Raw genomic sequence first — 16,396 nt, 5'->3', positions numbered from 1 at the left:
CGCATCCGGTGCGGAGAACGCGACAATCTGCGGACATCGTGCGGCACGCCGAACGGCGAAGGCCCCCGGCGTTCGCCGAGGGCCCCGCCACACCACGCGTCAGCTCAGCTCGCCCTGCTCCAGCAGGTCGGTGACGAGGGCCGCGATAGCCGACCGCTCGGACCGCATCAGCGTCACGTGGCCGAACAGCGAGTGTCCCTTGAGGGTCTCGATGACCGAGGCGACGCCGTCGTGACGGCCGACGCGCAGGTTGTCGCGCTGCCCGACGTCATGAGTGAGCACGACGCGTGAGTTCTGCCCCATCCGGCTCAGCACGGTCAGCAGCACGTTGCGCTCGAGTGACTGCGCTTCGTCGACGATCACGAACGCGTCGTGCAGCGAGCGGCCTCGGATGTGCGTGAGCGGCATGACCTCCAGCAGCCCCCGAGCGACGACCTCTTCCAGCACGTTGCCCGTGACGACCGAGCCGAGCGTGTCGAAGACGGCCTGACCCCACGGGCCCATCTTCTCGTTCTGGTCGCCCGGCAGGTAGCCGAGCTCCTGGCCACCGACGGCGAACAGCGGGCGGAAGACGATGATCTTCTTCTGCTGCTGCCGCTCGAGCACGGCTTCCAGACCCGCGCACAGGGCGAGGGCCGATTTGCCGGTGCCCGCACGGCCGCCGAGGGAGACGATGCCCACCTCGGGGTCGAGCAGCAGATCGATCGCGATGCGCTGTTCGGCAGAACGACCGTGGAGACCGAAGACGTCACGGTCGCCGCGGACGAGCTTGTACTCGCCATCGCCCGTAACGCGCCCCAGTGCGGAACCGCGTTCTGAGTGGATCACGAGTCCGGTGTTGACCGGAAGACCGAGGACGTCATCGCTCGCGGCGACTTCACTCTCGTACAGGTCACTGATGTCGTCACCCGAGACGTCGAGGTCGGCGATGCCGGTCCAGCCCGAGTCGACCGCCTGCTCGGCGAGATACTCCTCTGCGGGAATGCCGAGGGATGCCGCCTTGACGCGCATCGGGAGATCTTTGGAGACGACGATCACCTCCTGGCCTTCCTGAGCCAAGTGCATCGCGACAGACAGGATGCGCGTGTCGTTGTCGCCGAGTCGCATTCCGGCCGGCAGCACCGATGGATCGGTGTTCGTCAGTTCGACGCGGAGCGTGCCGCCCTCACCGACCGAGACCGGGAAATCGAGGCGCCCGTGTTCGACACGCAGCTCGTCGAGGTGGCGCAGCGCCTGGCGGGCGAAGTAGCCGAGCTCCGGGTCGTGCCGCTTGCCCTCGAGTTCGGTGATCACCACCACCGGGACGACGACGGAGTGTTCGGCGAAGCGGAAGAAAGCCCGCGGATCGCTCAACAGGACCGAGGTATCCAGCACGTATGTGCGGAGATCCTGGTCGGCGATGTTCTCCTCGCCGTATCCGGTCCGGTTCTGCTGCTGTGGTGCTCTGGTGGTCACAACCCGCTCCCGCCCCGGGTGAAAACCACCCGGCAGTTCGAGTCGGCCGTGGGCCACGAGTCAGTGGATGGCCGACTCGATCAGGCGCCTTGCCCGATGTGATGAACGTACGTCCGGTGGCCGAGTGGCGGCTACTCCGACACGCCGCGTCGAGATTGCCGGAATGTTAACTCTCGGGAGGGTGGGTGTCCTCGACGGTCGCGATGACGATGTCCTCGTCGGTCGCGTCGCCGTCCTCCGTGTCAAGGTCCTCGATGTACTCGTCATCGTGGAGGAGGAACTTTCCCGAGATCTCCGGTGGCGCCTCGATCAGCACGATCTCGGGAAGGATGAGATCGGCCGACAGCTCGTCGCGGTCGACGTCGACGACGCTGCTCACACGCCGAGCGGCGGCGTCGGCCAACGCGTCGCCAAGCAGCGTGAGTGTGTCGACCCCCGTCCCCACATGTGGCGACACGCGGATCGTCGCCCCGCGCGCGGTGACCGTGACGCCGTGATTGGCGAGCGCCGCCGCGAGGGCCGCGGCATCCTGGGGCACCGGCACGAGGGTCACGATGCCGGCGTGCGCAGCGCGCGGGGTGAGGACCGGGACCTCGTACCGGTCGGCGAGATTCATCACGTCCTGCGCGCGTGCACGCAGCTCGGCAGCGACCGCGGCGACGCCGACCTCTTCGAGTTCGCGCAGCGACGTCGCGAGTCGCGACGCGGCAAGGGGGTCGGCCGGGGCGATCGAGTACGCAGCGGCGGTCGGCAGCGTGGCCGGGATGCCGAGCGTGCTCGGGTCACCCACCATGCCGGAGATGCCGGACAGCACGGGGACGATGCGCTCCTGCGCGCGTGCGGAGAAGCGTGCGAATCCCGTGCCGCGCCCGGCGCGCAGCCACTTGTAGCCGTTGCCAGCGACGACGTCGGCCAGATTCCACTCCACATCGACGACGCCGAACGCCTGCATGGCATCCACGATCAGCAGTCGGTCGCCGATGGCCTCGCGGAGCCCGGCGAGGTCGACAAGGGCGCCGGTGCGGAAATCGACGGCGCTGACCGCGACGGCGCTCACGTCATCGGTGAGAGCCGCTACGACGGAATCGATCGTCACGATGCCGTCGGGCGGATCGATTTCGCGCACCGTGAGGCGCCCTCGGGCGGCGGCCGCCCGATGCGCGCTCACGCGGATCGCGGGAAAGTCTTGACTCGGCACCACAACGGTGCCCTCCAGGCCGAACATCGCGTGGGTGAGACCCTGCGTCGTCGAGGGCTGGAGAACGACGTCATCGATCGGGGCGCCCAGGAGCCGTGCGACGCGCTCGCGCGCTTCGAGGATGCGTTCGCCGACGAGGTCGATGCCGGAGCGACGGCCTGAACCGAGAAGTTCGGCGTCGGCGTGCATCTCGGCGCGCACCGCCGGCGAGAGCGGTCCGAACGCCGCCCAGTCAAGATACCCCGGTGCGGCATCGAAGGAGTCGACGAACGGTTCGAGGTGGATCACGAACGCCATTCTGTCACGGGCGCGGCCTGCGCCCTCAGCTGCCGTAGCGGCGATCGCGCGTCGCGTAGTCGCGGATCGCGCGCAGGAAGTCGACTTCGCGCAGATCGGGTCCGAGCGCCTCGACGAAGTAGAACTCCGAATGCGCGGACTGCCACAGCAGGAAGTCGCTCAGCCGCTGCTCTCCGGAGGTTCGGATGACGAGGTCCGGATCCGCCTGTCCCCCGGTGTAGAGGTGCTCACCGATCTGCTCGGGGGTGAGACTCGCTGCGAGTTCCTCGAGTGAGCCGCCTTGCCCTTGGTGTTTCGCGATGATGCTGCGCACGGCATCCACGATCTCGCCGCGCCCGCCGTAGCCGACCGCGAGATTGACATGCAGACCGGTGTTGCCGGCGGTGCGTTCCTCTGCCGTGCGCAGCACGCGTGCCAGGTCGGGCGAGAGGATCTCGGCGCGGCCGACGTGCTGAACCCGCCAGCCCGGCTCGTGCGAGAGTTCTTCCGCGAGCTCCGCGATGATCTCGATGAGGTCGGCGAGTTCTTGCGAATCGCGCTTGGTCAGATTGTCTGTCGACAGCAAGTAGAGGGACACGACCTGGATGCCGAGGTCATCGCACCAGCGCAAGAATTCGTGCATCTTCGCGGCCCCGGCCCGGTGCCCGTCCGCGACCGAACGGTAGCCGGACTGTCGTGCCCAGCGCCGGTTGCCGTCGATCATCATGGCGACGTGGTGCGGGACGGTCTCCGGTGTGAGCTGGCGGCGAAGCCGCGAGCTGTAGAGACGATAGAGGAACCCTTTCCCCTCGTCCGCGCCGGTCGGTGTCACCCCCCTACGCTATCGCGGGGAGCGAGTGAGGGTATGAGTGTCGCGGCATGCGTCCGGGCGTAGGCTCGGGTCGTGACCCGACCCGCATCCGACCACGGCGCTGAGATGGACAACGAGAGCGGCGAAGATGCGGGCGCGGAGATGCCCCAACTCCCCCTCCTCGAAGCCGCCACCGCCGACGAGCAACTCGACCTGAAGCCCACGTGGCGCGGGTGGATCCATGCCGCGACATTCCCCGTCGCGATCGTCGCCGGAATCGTCCTGATCGTCCTCGCCGAGGGGGCGCCGGCGAAGTGGGCCTCGGCCGTGTTCATGGCCTCCTCCCTCCTTCTCTTCGGCAATTCGGCGCTGTACCACCGCTTCGATTGGGGCCCGAAGACGAAGGCTGTGCTCAAGCGCATCGACCACGCCAACATCCTGCTGCTGATCGCCGGCACGTACACGCCGATCGCCGTGCTCGCGCTCCCGCCGGAAAAGGGCGTGCTGCTGCTGATCCTCGTGTGGACGGGCGCGCTCCTCGGCATCCTGTTCCGCGTGTTCTGGATCGGAGCGCCCCGCTGGCTGTACGTCGCGCTCTACCTCGCGCTCGGCTGGGCCGCTGTCATGTACATGGGCGATCTCTTCCGGGCGAACGTCGTGATGATGTTCCTCGTCATCATCGGCGGTCTGCTCTACACCGGCGGCGCGATCGTCTACGGGATGAAGCGGCCGAACCCCTGGCCCGGACACTTCGGGTTCCACGAGATCTTCCACGTCTGCACGGTGCTCGCATTCCTCTGCCACTGGACGGCGTGCCTGCTGATCGCGCTGAAGCCGCTGTCTCCCTCGCTCGGCCTCCCCGGCTGAGCCCGGCCTCGACCCGGCTGAGCCGCGGACGTCAGCGGCGCGGGTCGATGTCCTCGTCGTCGACGTCGGTGGCGCGCTCGGCGGCCTCGGCCTGCGCCTGCGCCTCCTCCTCGGCATCGAGTTCGGCGGCGATGTCGGCGCGGTAGCCGGCACGACGGATGCGGCGGAGCATGTCGATCAACAGGAACACGACGGCGATCGCGAGGAGTGCGATCGCGGCGAAGCCGAAGAAGCCGGGCGTGACCGTATCCGGGTCGACCGACACAGTCGGTGTCGGCGTCGCGAAGTCCGTCCGCGCGATCAGCGGGGCGAGCAGTGTGTGCGTCAGAGCGTGCATCAGTCCTTCAGTTCCGCGCGGAGCGCTTAGCCTGGAAGTCCAGCCTAGAACGGGAACGCCATGACATCCGCCGCGACGCAGGACCTCCTCGACGATCGTTACGGCCGCCGCCGCGGCCCGCGCGGCCGCATCGGGTGGATCGTGGTGGGTGTCATCGTCGCGGCCGTTGTCGGCTACCTGTCCTGGACGACCGTCGCTTCAGCCGTAGACACCGTCGACGTCGACGGCACGGGTTTCGTGTGGCACGACGCGCACTCCGTCTCGGTCCAGTTCCAGATCACCGTCCGCCCCGGTGTTCCCGTGACCTGTGCCCTGGAAGCGCAAGACACCGAGCACGGCGTCGTGGGCTGGCGGGTCGTGGAATACCCGGCATCCGAGGAGCACAGCCGCGCGTTCACCGAGACGATACCGACGACGGCCGAAGCGACGACCGGTTTTGCCTCGTCCTGTTGGATCCCTTAGGCTGGTCCGATCTTCTCGCCCTGGCTGTTGCCGGGGCGTTTGGCTTATCAGTCCCGCCCGTTCCCCGATCAAAGGAGACGACGTGTCCAGCGACAGCGCCGAGACCTTCCTCACCCAGGACGCCTACGACCGCCTGGCCGCCGAGTACGAGCGCCTGTCGACGACGGGCCGCGAAGAGATCGCCAAGCGCATCGAGATCGCGCGCGAAGAGGGCGATCTGAAGGAGAACGGCGGCTACCACGCCGCGAAAGACGAGCAGGGCAAGCAGGAAGCCCGCATCCGCACCCTCGCCCAGCTCCTCAAGGAGTCCGTCGTCGGTGAAGCTCCCGAGGCCGATGGCATCGTGCGGTCCGGCACCGTCGTCACGGCGGTCGTCGCGGGCGGCGAAGAGGTCTTCCTGCTCGGCAGTCGCGAGATCGCCGCCGGGTCAGAGCTCGATGTCTACAGCGAGGCTTCTCCCCTGGGCGCAGCCATCCTCGGTCTTGCCGAGGGCGCCACGACGACGTACACGGCGCCGAACGGCCGCGAGATCTCGGTCGAGATCGTCTCGGTCGCCACCTACACGGGCCAGTAAGCGCTCAGTCCAGCGCGATGCGGGGTGAGAATCCGGCATCCTCGAGCACCGAGATGACATGCGCGCGGTGCTCTGTGCCGCGTGTCTCGACGCTCAGCTGGAGGATCACTTCGCTGATCTGCAGGCCCTGGCCGTGACGTGTGTGCAACACCTCGATGACGTTCGCGCCCGCGATCGACAGCAGCTCCGACACGCGAGCGAGCTGGCCGGGCCGGTCAGGCAACGGGATCTGCAGCGTCATGTAGCGACCGGATGCCGCGAGTCCGTGCGAGACGACGCGCTGCAGCAGAAGTGGATCGATGTTGCCACCGGAGAGGATCACGGCCGTCGGTCCCGTAGCCGTCACCTTGCCGGCCAGGATCGCCGCCACGCCGACGGCACCGGCCGGTTCGACGACCTGTTTGGCGCGCTCGAGAAGTACGAGGAGAGCTCGGGCGATGTCATCGTCGCTGACGGTGACGACCTCATCGACGAGTTCCCGGATGACGGCGAACGGGATGTCGCCGGGGCGTGCCACGGCGATCCCATCGGCGATCGTCGGTGTCGTCGCGATTTCGAGTGGCTCACCGGCGGCGAGTGAGGACGGGTAGGCGGCGGAGTTCTCCGCCTGCACCCCGATGATCCGCACGGTGCGGCCGTCGAGCGCGGCTCGCGCACGCACGGCTGCCGCGACGCCGGCGATGAGTCCGCCCCCGCCGATCCCGACGATGACGGTGTCGACCTCGGGGAGACCGTCGTAGACCTCGAGGCCGAGCGTGCCCTGCCCGACGATCACGTCACGGTGATCGAACGGGTGGATGAGGACGGCACCGGTGCGCTCGGCGAACTCGGCGGCCAGACGGAGGGGTGTTTCGACCGTCGCACCCTCGAGGACGACCTCGGCGCCGTACCCCCGTGTCGCGAGGAGCTTGGGGACAGGTACGCCGAGTGGCATGAAGATCGTCGCGGCGATACCGAGCTTCTGCGCCGCGAGTGCCACGCCCTGCGCATGGTTGCCGGCGGATGCCGCGACCACGCCGCGGGCGCGTTCTTCCGCTGTCAGGCGCGAGAGGCGATACGTCGCCCCACGGATCTTGAACGACCCGGTGCGCTGCAGGTTCTCGAGCTTGAGGTACACCGGCTGCCCGAGGAGGTCCGAGAGATGCTCGGAGACATCGAAGGGCGTGCGGACGATGACGCCGTCAAGTACCGCGGCGGCGTCTTCGAACTCCGCCAAAGTGGGGATGGTCACGCGGGGTTCCTCCTCGAGCGCGGAACGGTGCTCCAGATGAGATTGTCGGGATCGAATCTGCCCTCACCGCCGCCGTGGCGACCGGACAGGTAGACGGCGACGACGTTGACGAAAGCGGCGAGTGGGACAGCGAAGAGCGCGCCGGGGATCCCGGCGATCATCGCGCCTCCCGCGACCACCAGAACGACGGCGAGGGGGTGAACTTTCACGGCCGACCCCATGAGGAGCGGCTGCAGGATGTGGCCTTCGATCTGCTGTACCGCGAGGACGACGACCAGCATCCACAGGGCGATCCACGGTCCGTTGTAGACGAGGGCGAGGAAGACCGCCAGAGCGCCCGTCACGACGGCGCCCACGAATGGCACGAACGCGCCGAGGAACACCAGCACGCCGATCGGAATGGCCAGTGGCACTCCCAGAAGGAAAGCGCCGAGCGCGATGCCGGTCGCATCGATCGTGGCGACGAGAAGCTGGGTCCGCGCGTAGGTGACGACGGTCTTCCACCCGGCATTTCCCGCACCGTCGACGTCATCGCGAGCGGCCCGAGGGAAGAGGCGCACGACCCACCGCCAAATGCCGGCGCCGTCAGCGAGGATGCACAACAGGATGAAGACCGTCAGGAGGAGGCCGGTCAGCACGTGGCCGACCGTGGATCCGACCACCAGGGCGCCCGACCAGAGCAGGCTGGCCTGCTGCTGCGCGAAGTCCCAGATCTGCGTGAGGAGGTCGTCGATCTGCGTCGCGGTGAGGTGGAGCGGTCCGTCGATCAGGTATTGGCGGAACTGTTCGATCGCTTCGCCTGTGCGTGCTTGGACGCTGGCCCACTGTCGCGTGATCTGCCATATCACCAGCCACAGGAGGCCCCCGATGACGCCGACGGCACCGAGGACGGCGATCACGATCGCCAACCACTTCGGCACGCGGTGCGCCAGCATCCACGTGAAGGCCGGCCAGAGGAGCGCCGTGACGAGGATCGCGATCAGGAGTGGGATCACCAGGAGCTTGAGCTGGATGACCAGCCAGACCATGATCCCGATGGCCACCGCGATGACGACGAACCGCCATGCGTACGCGGTGGTCACTCGCAAACCGCGCGGTAAGGCGGACCCGATCTCGGTGGAGACCGACTTGTTGCGGATCGCGTCGAGCAGGGAGCCGCGGGGTTTGTCGTCGGAGCCGCTCATCCCCCGAGTCTAGGCGCGGTGCGCGGTCGACAAGCGCCGGTCAGAACTGGATGCGGGGCGGTTCGGCGATCGCGGCGCCGTCCGTGACCTCGAAGAACTCCCGCTCGGCGAAACCGAGGTTGCGGGCGAAGAGGTTGTTCGGGAACACCTTGACCTTGGTGTTCAGCTCCCGCACTCCCCCGTTGTAGAACCGGCGGGATGCCTGGATCTTGTCTTCGGTGTCGACGACCGACTGCTGGAGTTGCAGGAAGTTCTGGCTCGCCTGCAGCTGCGGATACGCCTCGGCGACCGCGAAGAGCGATTTCAGCGCGTGCTGCATGTGACCTTCGGCGACACCGGCATCGGCCGGTGAGGACACCGACAGCGTCTCGGCGCGTGCCCGGGTGACGTTCTCGAACACGGCTTTCTCGTGCGCGGCGTAGCCCTTGACCGCCTCGATGAGGTTCGGCAAGAGATCGGCTCGACGCTTGAGCTGGACGGTGATGTCACTCCACGCCTCGTCGACGCGCACATTCAACCCGACGAGCGAGTTGTAGGTGGCCCAGAGGTAGATGCCGACGAGGACGATCAGTCCGACGACGATCAGGACCGGAATCAGCCATTCCATAGCGCTCCCATCGATTGTGTGCTCATCCTATCCGCGCGATCCCGCGCCCCGCGTGCCCGTGGGAGCACTCCCAGGCCTTACTCACCCAGGACGCGGTCCAGGTACGGGTTGCGGAAGACCCGGTTCGGATCCAGCCGATCGCGGAGCGCGACGAAGTCATCGAACCGGGGATAGCGCGGCCGCAGGGTCGCGGCATCGAGCGTGTGCATCTTGCCCCAGTGCGGCCTGCCGTCATGGGCCAGCATGATCTCTTCGATCGCGGTGAAGTACTCCGTCGGGTCGACCCGCCAGTAGCGATGAGCGGCGATATACCCACTCGCACGGCCGTGCGCCGTCGACATCCAGAGATCATCGGCCGCAGCGACCCGCACCTCGATCGGGAACTCGATCCGCCAGCCCCGTTCGGCGATCACCCGCTGCAGGGCGCGGAAGGCATCCGGCAACCGTTCCAGGGGAACGGCGTACTCCATCTCGCGGAAACGGACGCCACGCGCCGTCGCGAACACGCGGTGCGACGCGTCGGAGAACGTCCGGTCACCCCACACTTTCGCCGAAAGCCGGTTGATCGCCGGGACGAGCGCGGGAGCAGCACGGCCCGTCGAGCACGCCGCCTGATGCACCCCGTTGCCGACGAGGATGTCATCGATCCATTTGCCGAGCGTCGGCAGCGGCGCCACCGGGGCGTCGGCGGCTCCGCGGGTGTTGGTCTTGGTGAGGGCGACGTCGGTGTGCGGAAACCAATAGAACTCGAAATGGTCCTCGGCCTCGGCGCGCCCGTGCAGATGGTCGACGACCGCGTCGAGCGGCTCGGGCCGTTCGACGGCGTGCAGCGTGAACGCCGGCACGCACTGCAGGGTGACGTCCACGAGGATGCCGAGCGCCCCGAGGCCGAGCGCGACGGCCGGCAGCAGTTCCGGTGAGTGCTCCCCGTCGACCGTCAGCAGCTCACCGTCGGCGGTGACGAGGGTGGCGCCCACGACCTGTGTGGCGATGCCTCCGTACTGCGTTCCGGTGCCGTGGGTGCCGGTGGAGATCGCCCCGGAGATCGATTGACGGTCGATGTCGCCGAGGTTCGCCATCGCCAGGCCGTACGGCGCCAGCAACGCCGGGAGGCGATGCAGCCGCGTGCCCGCCAGCATCCGCACGCGCGAGCGTTCGCGATCGACCGTGATGATGCCCTGCAGTTCGGTGAGCTCGAGCAGGGTGCCGGGCGCGACCGCGATTCCGGTGAAGCTGTGGCCCGCCCCGACCGCCTTGATCTGGCGGCCGCGTGCGGCCGCTGAGCGCACCGATCGGCGAACGGCTTCGACCGTGGAAGGGTATTCGACCGTCTGGGGCCGGATCTTCTCCGTGCGCCCCCAGTTCTGCCACGTGCCACCGGGCCGGGTCACAGGAAGCTCTTCCCTTCGCCACGGTAGGTCACCGCGTCGCCCACGAGGCTCGCGCCGGACGTCACGTGGTATCGATCGACGCGTTCGGCCAGTTCCCCGCTCTTGGCGTGGCGGAACCACACGCGATCACCCACCTTCAGCCGTCGCGCGGCGTCGCCGTGCAGCGGGGTCTGGACTTCGCCGGCGCCCTCTCGACCGAGCGTTTTCAGGCCCGGGGGCCACACCGGCAGCGGCTGGCGCGAAGCGACCGGCGGACCGGAGGCGATCCATCCACCGCCGAGGACCGTGACGATGTCGGGCGTGGGTTTGCGGACGACCTCGAGAGCGAAGGCTGCCGCGGGTGCCGGCGAGAACGCGCGGTAGCCGTCGAAGAGATGTCCGGCCAGCAGCCCCGAACCGGCCGTCGTCTCGGTGACGGCGAGGTCGGATGCCGTGGTCTCGAGCGACCCGGTTCCGCCGCCGTTGACGAACTCGAGGGGGGCGATCTCGCGGAGCGCCGCGACGATCGCCCCACGGCGCTCGCTGAGTTCGTGCACCGAGTGCCGCTGCATCCAGCGGATCACGGTGTCGCCCGCGCCCGTGTCGTCGGGCTGGCCGGCGACCTGTGCCTCGTACATCATGAGTCCGACGAGGCGGAATCCCGCGCGCGCAGTGATGGCTCGCGCGAGTCGAGCAACCTCGGTGGCATCGTGCACGGGTGAACGTCGCACGCCGATGTGTCCGAGGACCGGTGCGCGCCAGGAGGCATCGGCGTCGATTGCGAGCCGGATCACGGGGCGGCCGGCCGGCGGGATGACGGCATCCACCACATCGAGCTGGGCGATGTCGTCGACCATGAGTGTGATGCGTGCAGCCGCGTCCTCATTGGCGGCGAGCGCCGCGATCGCCGCCCGGTCGACGCTCGGGTAGCCGAGGACGACGTCGTCGTGGGTCTCGGCGAGCCACAGCGCTTCGGGCAGGGTGAACGCGAGGATCCCCTGGTACCCGGCGAGGGCGAGCGTGGCATCGAGCACGTCGGGCACCCGGATCGACTTGCTCGCCACCCGAATCGGCACGCCGGAGGAGCGGACGACCAGATCGAGCGCGTTGAAGCGCAGGGCGTCGATGTCGATCGTGGCGATCGGCCCGGACAGCCCGGCGATCGCCTCGGTGCGCGCGTGCCAGTAGTCGGACGGACGGGCCCACGGTTCCGCCGGGCTGACGGCAGCCGCGGCGAGAAGATCAAGGCTCATGGGTGGGCTCCTTCGGGCGGGTGGCACCAGCCTAGAGCGACACGCGGTCTCGCTCGCGATGAGACTCGGACTGGTTTTCCCCCTCCGCCAGCAGATGACCCGTCGGGTCATCGATCGGGGCGGAGGCCGTCGACTCGCTGTCGGGCCAGCTTCTCTTCTCGTTCACGCACCACCACCGGACACGGCAACGTCGGGCCGGTCGCCGCTGCGGTCCAGAGCATCGCCATACTGGAAGCACTCACGGGTGAGCTGTTTCTTGTGCTCGGGGTCGCCCGCGTAGGGATGGCGCCGGGGTTGCGCGCAGACGAGCTCGCCCGGCTCCTGGCCCGCGCGGAAGCGACGCTCGACCCCGACGGGCTTGAACCCCGACACGAGCAGGCTCGCGCGGAACGGTCCCTGGAGATCCGCGAACACGATGGGCGGTTCCGCATCACCGGTGAACTCGACATCGAGACCGGCGCGCCGATCAAGACCGTGATCGACGCGATGGTCACCGCCACCCTCCGCGCGAATCACGACACCGACGACGCCACGCGAGATCAACGCACCCTCCGACAGATGCGCGCCGACGCGCTCGCCACCCTCTGCCGACACGCGATCGGCTGCGACCAGCTCCCCACCGGGCCGTCGACGACCGTCATCGTCCGGATCACCCTCGACGAGTTGCAGACCGGTGTCGGTGCGGCCACCATCGACGGCATCGACCAGCCCCTCCCCGCCGCCGCCCTCCGTCGCCTCGCGTGCGACCTGCAAGTCCTCCCGTGGGTGATGGGCAGCGACAGTGAGATTCTCGACTGGGGACGTGACAAGCGCGGATTCACCCGCGCACAGAAGCTCGCCCTCGCCCTCCGCGACGGCGGCTGCGCCTGCTGCGGCGCACCCGTCGCCTGGACCGAAGTCCACCACATCCAATGGTGGAGCAAGAACGGCCCTACCGACCTTTCCAACGGCATCCTGCTCTGCACCGCCTGCCACCACCGCATCCACGACGACGGCTGGGACATCCACATCGACGGAACCGGTCTGGACGCGAAAATCTGGTTCATCCCCCCACCCTGGATAGACCGAACCCAAACCCCACGCCCCGGCGGAAAACGCCGATACACGCTGAGTGCGTGACTCAGGCGCGCGGAACCAGTACCCCCGGTGGGACTCGAACCCACACTTGAGCGATTTTAAGTCGCCTGCCTCTGCCATTGGGCTACGGGGGCCCACTCTCAGGGTAGCCGGGCAGCCGAAGCCGGCCCAAAGACGAACCCTCACCCCACGCGTATACGGGGATGAGGGTTGGGCGTCAGAGCTGAGCGGCGTCAGCCGGCGGTGGGGGCCTTCGCCTTCGCGGCCGGCTTCTTGGCGGGAGCCTTGCCGGCCGCCGGAGCCTTCTCCGCGACGGGCGTCTCCGCGACAGGCGCGGCCTCGGCCGGCTTCTCGGTGGACGGCGTCGTGCCCGACTTCTCCGCAGCGACCGACTTCGGGTCGATTGCGGGGGCCGCGGGCTCGGCGGCGGGAGCAGCCGGACGCGGGCGTGCGGCGAACTCCTCGAAGACGTAGCGCGGGTTCTGCACGGTCTGCAGCGACACGTTGTCGCGCGTCAACCAGAAGTTGTGCCACCAGTCGCCGATGACGCGCCACTTGCGCTCCCACGACGGCATCGCCAGGCCGTGGTAGCCGCGGTGCGCGACCCAGGCGACGAAGCCCTTCAGCGCGATCTTGTTGGACTGGAAGACACCGTTGTAGAGACCGAGACCGGCAACGGCACCCAGGTTGTGGTGGATGTACTCGCGCGGAACCTCATCGCGGAGAACCGCGACCAGGTTCTTCGCGAGCAGCTTCGCCTGGCGCACGGCGTGCTGTGCGTTCGGCACGCAGTAGCCGCCGACGCCCTTGCCGGTGAGGTCGGGCACGGCCGAGACATCGCCGGCCGCCCAGGCGCCCTCGATGATCTCGTCCTCGCTGCCGACGCGCAGATCTGCGCGGGTGCGGATGCGGCCACGTTCTTCAACGGGCAGGTCGCTGCCACGGACGACGGTCGGGTTCGCCATGACACCGGCGGTCCAGATGATGAGGTCCGTGGGGATCGTCTCACCGGTGGACAACTCGACGTTCCCGTCGACCGCGCTCTGCAACTGTGTGTCAAGGTGCACGTTCGCGCCGCGCTGGGCGAGGCTCTTCAGCACCCATTCGCTCGTCTTCAGCGACACCTCGGGCATGATGCGCCCCATCGCCTCAATCAGGTGGAAGTGAGTGTCTTCGAAGGTCAGCTGCGGGTAGTCCTTCAGCAGCGACGAAGCGAATGCGCGCGTCTCGGCGAACACTTCGATGCCCGCAAAGCCACCGCCGACGACGACGACGGTCAGCAGGCGATCACGCTCGGGACCGGCGGGCAGGTTGGCCGCCCGGTCGAAGTTCGTGAGGATGCGGTCACGAATCGCCACCGCCTCTTCGATCGTCTTGAGACCGATCGCGTTGTCGGCGATACCGGGGATCGGGAAGGTGCGCGAGACGGCGCCCGCCGTGACGACGATCTGGTCGTACGACTCCTGCCACGGCTCGCCCTGGGCGGGCGTGATCGTTGCGGTGCGCGTCGCGTGGTCGATGCCCGTGACCTTCGCCGTGATGACCTTGGTCTTCTTCAGGTGACGACGCAGACCCACGATGACGTGGCGCGCTTCGATCTCACCGGCAGCGACCTCAGGAAGGAACGGCTGGTAGGTCATGTAGGGAAGCGGGTCGACGATCGTGACCTCGGCCTCGCCCTTGCGCAGGTGCTTCTCGAGCTTCCACGCCGTGTAGAAGCCGGCGTAACCGCCTCCGACGACGAGGATCTTGGGCACAGTGCGGGTGGCGGTGCTGTTCACAGGTGGAAGGACTCCTTGAATCAACGGCTCGGACTACGCGGAGCGCGCGCCGATCGAATGCGCCGGGCAGCAGCGGTGACACCGAGCGCCACCAGTATAGCGGCCAGGGTACCGGCCACGAGCGGCACGGTGCCGTACCGCAGGGTCTCGGCGCTCGGAAGCAGGGGGGTGACACGCGTGGGCGGGTCGGCTTCCGGCAGCTGCGGAATGTCGACGGCGACGGTGGTCTCGTTCGGCGCGGGCGACACTTCCGCGCGTCGGTACAGCCGAATCCACTCGGCCAGATCGCCCATCGGGTTGACCGCAACGGACGGGAGGGATGCCGTGACCGCAGCCGCGGCATCCACCAACCCGTACCCGTACAGGGCGCGGTAGAGCGCGGTGGACAAACCTGCACCGCCCGCCGCCGGGCGCGCCGTCCGGATGATGTGGTTGATGACGTTGGCGGCATCCATCTCGGGGTGCGCGGCACGCACGAGCGCGGCGATGCCCGCGACGAGGGGCGCGGCGCCGCTCGTGCCGTTCCACTCGACGATCGTGCCGTCGGCGGAGACACCGAGCAGCTTCTCGCTCGGTGCGGAGATGCCGATCGTGATCCCCTGCGTCGACGCTTCCTTGCTGGCAACGCCCGCCCGGTCGACCCCACCCACCGTCAAGACACCCGGGATCGTCGCGGGCGCACCGACCTGGTCTGTTCCCGTGCCCTTGTTGCCCGCTGCGACGACGATGACGACGTCGTTCTGGAACGCGTAGAGGAACGCGTCATCCCACGCGCGATCCCAGGTCAGGGTGTTCGTCGTGAACGACAGGTTGATGACATCGGCGCCGTTGTCGACGGCCCAGCGTATGGCGCTCGCGACCTGCTCGACGAACGGCACGCTCGACGCGGACCCGAACCCGACCGAGATCGCCAGCAACTCGGCTTCCGGGGCGACACCGATCATTCCGGTGTCGGGTCCGGTTCCGCGGGCGGCGGCGAGGGACGCGACCCAGCTTCCGTGACTCGAATCGACGGCGCCCACCGGGGTGCGACCGTCGCTCGCCCCCACTCCGGAGAAGTCGGCGCCCCCCGCGACGGCTCCGGAGAACTCGACCGGACCGCGCCCGATGCCGGTGTCGATGATAGCGATCCGCGTGCCCTTGCCCTTCGTCGTCTTCCACGCCTCACGGATGCCGTACTCGTCCAGCCAGTACTGAGCGCTGCGCACGGGATCGACGGCCATCGTCGGGGCCACCTGTTCGGGCAGCAACTCCCCCGGGTCGACCTGCGGAGGGACGGCTGCGGCCCCGGTCGCGCAGACGACGATCAGGACGAACGCACCCCACGCCCGGATGACCCGGCCGATCATGCGACTCCGGGCAGGGCACCGGGGTTCACGCACGTGCAGCGCGTCGGCGACCAGTCACCCCGCGCGAGCGCGAGGTCGCCGATCGGATTGACACCGGGTCCCGCCGCCAGGGCATGCCCGGCGAGAGCGTGCAGGCATTTGACGCGTGTGGGCATGCCACCCGCGGAGATTCCCTCGATCTCGGACACCTCGCCGTACACCGCGCGGTCACCGAGGTACGCCGCGTGAGCGGCACTGTACGCCGCAGCGACGTCCTCATCGTCTGCGAGGAGGTCGGAGAACTCCTTCATGACCTGATCGGCTTCGAGCGCCGACATCGCGGCCGTCGCGCCCGGATGTGTCAGGTAGTAGAACGTCGGGAACGGGGTGCCGTCCGCAAGGCGGGGTTCGGTCGCGACGACGGTCGGGTTGCCGCACACGCATCGCGCCGCGATTCCGACGACGCCGCGCATCGGGCGCCCCAGCTGTTCACGCATGACCTCGAGGTCGGCATCGGTGGCAGGGCTGAGCGTCGGATGGGGCACAGGTCCAGGCTACCGGGAGGTCCTGAGGAGGCGCTGGAAC

General features: G+C 68.4%; 16 protein-coding genes and 1 tRNA gene. 4 read left to right on the top strand and 13 right to left on the bottom strand.

Features of this window, described 5'->3' with window-relative positions:
• Positions 1-99: 99 nt before the first annotated feature.
• The 3 genes from N4R40_RS03030 to N4R40_RS03020 form a co-directional block, all read right to left on the bottom strand.
• Positions 100-1,455, bottom strand: coding sequence for a PhoH family protein (locus N4R40_RS03030; RefSeq protein WP_407665822.1), 1,356 nt, complete (start codon positions 1,453-1,455; stop codon positions 100-102).
• A 166-nt stretch (positions 1,456-1,621) separates the two neighbouring features.
• Complete coding sequence (locus N4R40_RS03025; protein WP_261605889.1) at positions 1,622-2,941, bottom strand: aminotransferase class V-fold PLP-dependent enzyme; 1,320 nt, start codon at positions 2,939-2,941, stop codon at positions 1,622-1,624.
• 34 nt (positions 2,942-2,975) lie between these two features.
• A complete protein-coding gene (locus N4R40_RS03020; RefSeq protein ID WP_261605888.1) occupies positions 2,976-3,761 on the bottom strand; it encodes an isoprenyl transferase in 786 nt (261 codons plus the stop codon).
• 141 nt (positions 3,762-3,902) lie between these two features.
• Between N4R40_RS03020 and trhA the strand changes: the two genes are divergently transcribed.
• Entirely contained in the window at positions 3,903-4,607 is a 705-nt protein-coding gene (gene trhA / locus N4R40_RS03015) for a PAQR family membrane homeostasis protein TrhA (RefSeq protein WP_261606204.1), read from the top strand.
• A 31-nt stretch (positions 4,608-4,638) separates the two neighbouring features.
• On the opposite strand, the gene N4R40_RS03010 is transcribed toward trhA, so the two are convergent.
• Positions 4,639-4,944, bottom strand: coding sequence for a hypothetical protein (locus N4R40_RS03010; RefSeq protein ID WP_261605887.1), 306 nt, complete (start codon positions 4,942-4,944; stop codon positions 4,639-4,641).
• Between the two features lie 60 nt (positions 4,945-5,004).
• On the opposite strand from N4R40_RS03010, the gene N4R40_RS03005 reads away from it, so the two are divergent.
• Together N4R40_RS03005 and greA are read left to right on the top strand one after the other, a co-directional pair.
• On the top strand, positions 5,005-5,406 hold the full coding sequence (locus N4R40_RS03005) for a DUF4307 domain-containing protein (RefSeq protein ID WP_261605886.1): 402 nt from the start codon (positions 5,005-5,007) through the stop codon (positions 5,404-5,406).
• 82 nt (positions 5,407-5,488) lie between these two features.
• The gene (greA, locus tag N4R40_RS03000; protein WP_261605885.1) at positions 5,489-5,980 is read left to right on the top strand and encodes a transcription elongation factor GreA; all 492 of its coding nucleotides are present in this window, start codon (positions 5,489-5,491) and stop codon (positions 5,978-5,980) included.
• A 4-nt stretch (positions 5,981-5,984) separates the two neighbouring features.
• On the opposite strand, the gene ilvA is transcribed toward greA, so the two are convergent.
• The 5 genes from ilvA to N4R40_RS02975 all read right to left on the bottom strand — a co-directional run bounded on the left by ilvA (position 5,985) and on the right by N4R40_RS02975 (position 11,625).
• Complete coding sequence (gene ilvA, locus N4R40_RS02995) at positions 5,985-7,211, bottom strand: threonine ammonia-lyase (RefSeq protein WP_261605884.1); 1,227 nt, start codon at positions 7,209-7,211, stop codon at positions 5,985-5,987.
• A complete protein-coding gene (locus N4R40_RS02990; protein ID WP_261605883.1) occupies positions 7,208-8,395 on the bottom strand; it encodes an AI-2E family transporter in 1,188 nt (395 codons plus the stop codon). The genes ilvA and N4R40_RS02990 overlap by 4 nt, the downstream gene beginning before the upstream one ends.
• 40 nt (positions 8,396-8,435) lie before the next feature.
• The gene (locus tag N4R40_RS02985; protein ID WP_261605882.1) at positions 8,436-9,002 is read right to left on the bottom strand and encodes a LemA family protein; all 567 of its coding nucleotides are present in this window, start codon (positions 9,000-9,002) and stop codon (positions 8,436-8,438) included.
• A 77-nt stretch (positions 9,003-9,079) separates the two neighbouring features.
• On the bottom strand, positions 9,080-10,393 hold the full coding sequence (locus tag N4R40_RS02980; protein ID WP_261605881.1) for a D-arabinono-1,4-lactone oxidase: 1,314 nt from the start codon (positions 10,391-10,393) through the stop codon (positions 9,080-9,082).
• Entirely contained in the window at positions 10,390-11,625 is a 1,236-nt protein-coding gene (locus N4R40_RS02975; protein WP_261605880.1) for an alanine racemase, read from the bottom strand. The genes N4R40_RS02980 and N4R40_RS02975 overlap by 4 nt, the downstream gene beginning before the upstream one ends.
• A gap of 282 nt (positions 11,626-11,907) precedes the next feature.
• On the opposite strand from N4R40_RS02975, the gene N4R40_RS02970 reads away from it, so the two are divergent.
• The gene (locus N4R40_RS02970; RefSeq protein WP_261606203.1) at positions 11,908-12,744 is read left to right on the top strand and encodes an HNH endonuclease; all 837 of its coding nucleotides are present in this window, start codon (positions 11,908-11,910) and stop codon (positions 12,742-12,744) included.
• Positions 12,745-12,763: 19 nt separating this feature from the next.
• Here N4R40_RS02970 and N4R40_RS02965 read toward each other — a convergent pair.
• The 4 genes from N4R40_RS02965 to N4R40_RS02950 all read right to left on the bottom strand — a co-directional run bounded on the left by N4R40_RS02965 (position 12,764) and on the right by N4R40_RS02950 (position 16,308).
• Positions 12,764-12,836 (bottom strand) — tRNA-Leu (locus N4R40_RS02965).
• Between the two features lie 99 nt (positions 12,837-12,935).
• Entirely contained in the window at positions 12,936-14,459 is a 1,524-nt protein-coding gene (locus N4R40_RS02960) for an NAD(P)/FAD-dependent oxidoreductase (protein ID WP_261606202.1), read from the bottom strand.
• Positions 14,460-14,503: 44 nt separating this feature from the next.
• Positions 14,504-15,832 (bottom strand): S8 family serine peptidase, encoded by a 1,329-nt coding sequence (locus N4R40_RS02955; protein ID WP_407665821.1) that lies wholly within the window; start codon positions 15,830-15,832, stop codon positions 14,504-14,506.
• A complete protein-coding gene (locus N4R40_RS02950; protein ID WP_261606200.1) occupies positions 15,829-16,308 on the bottom strand; it encodes a DUF501 domain-containing protein in 480 nt (159 codons plus the stop codon). Before N4R40_RS02950 ends, N4R40_RS02955 begins: the two co-directional genes overlap by 4 nt.
• Positions 16,309-16,396 lie beyond the last annotated feature (88 nt).

Source organism: Microbacterium memoriense (genome assembly GCF_025398275.1).
GTDB classification, from domain to species: domain Bacteria; phylum Actinomycetota; class Actinomycetes; order Actinomycetales; family Microbacteriaceae; genus Microbacterium; species Microbacterium memoriense.
This window is presented reverse-complemented; position numbering and strand designations above follow the sequence as displayed.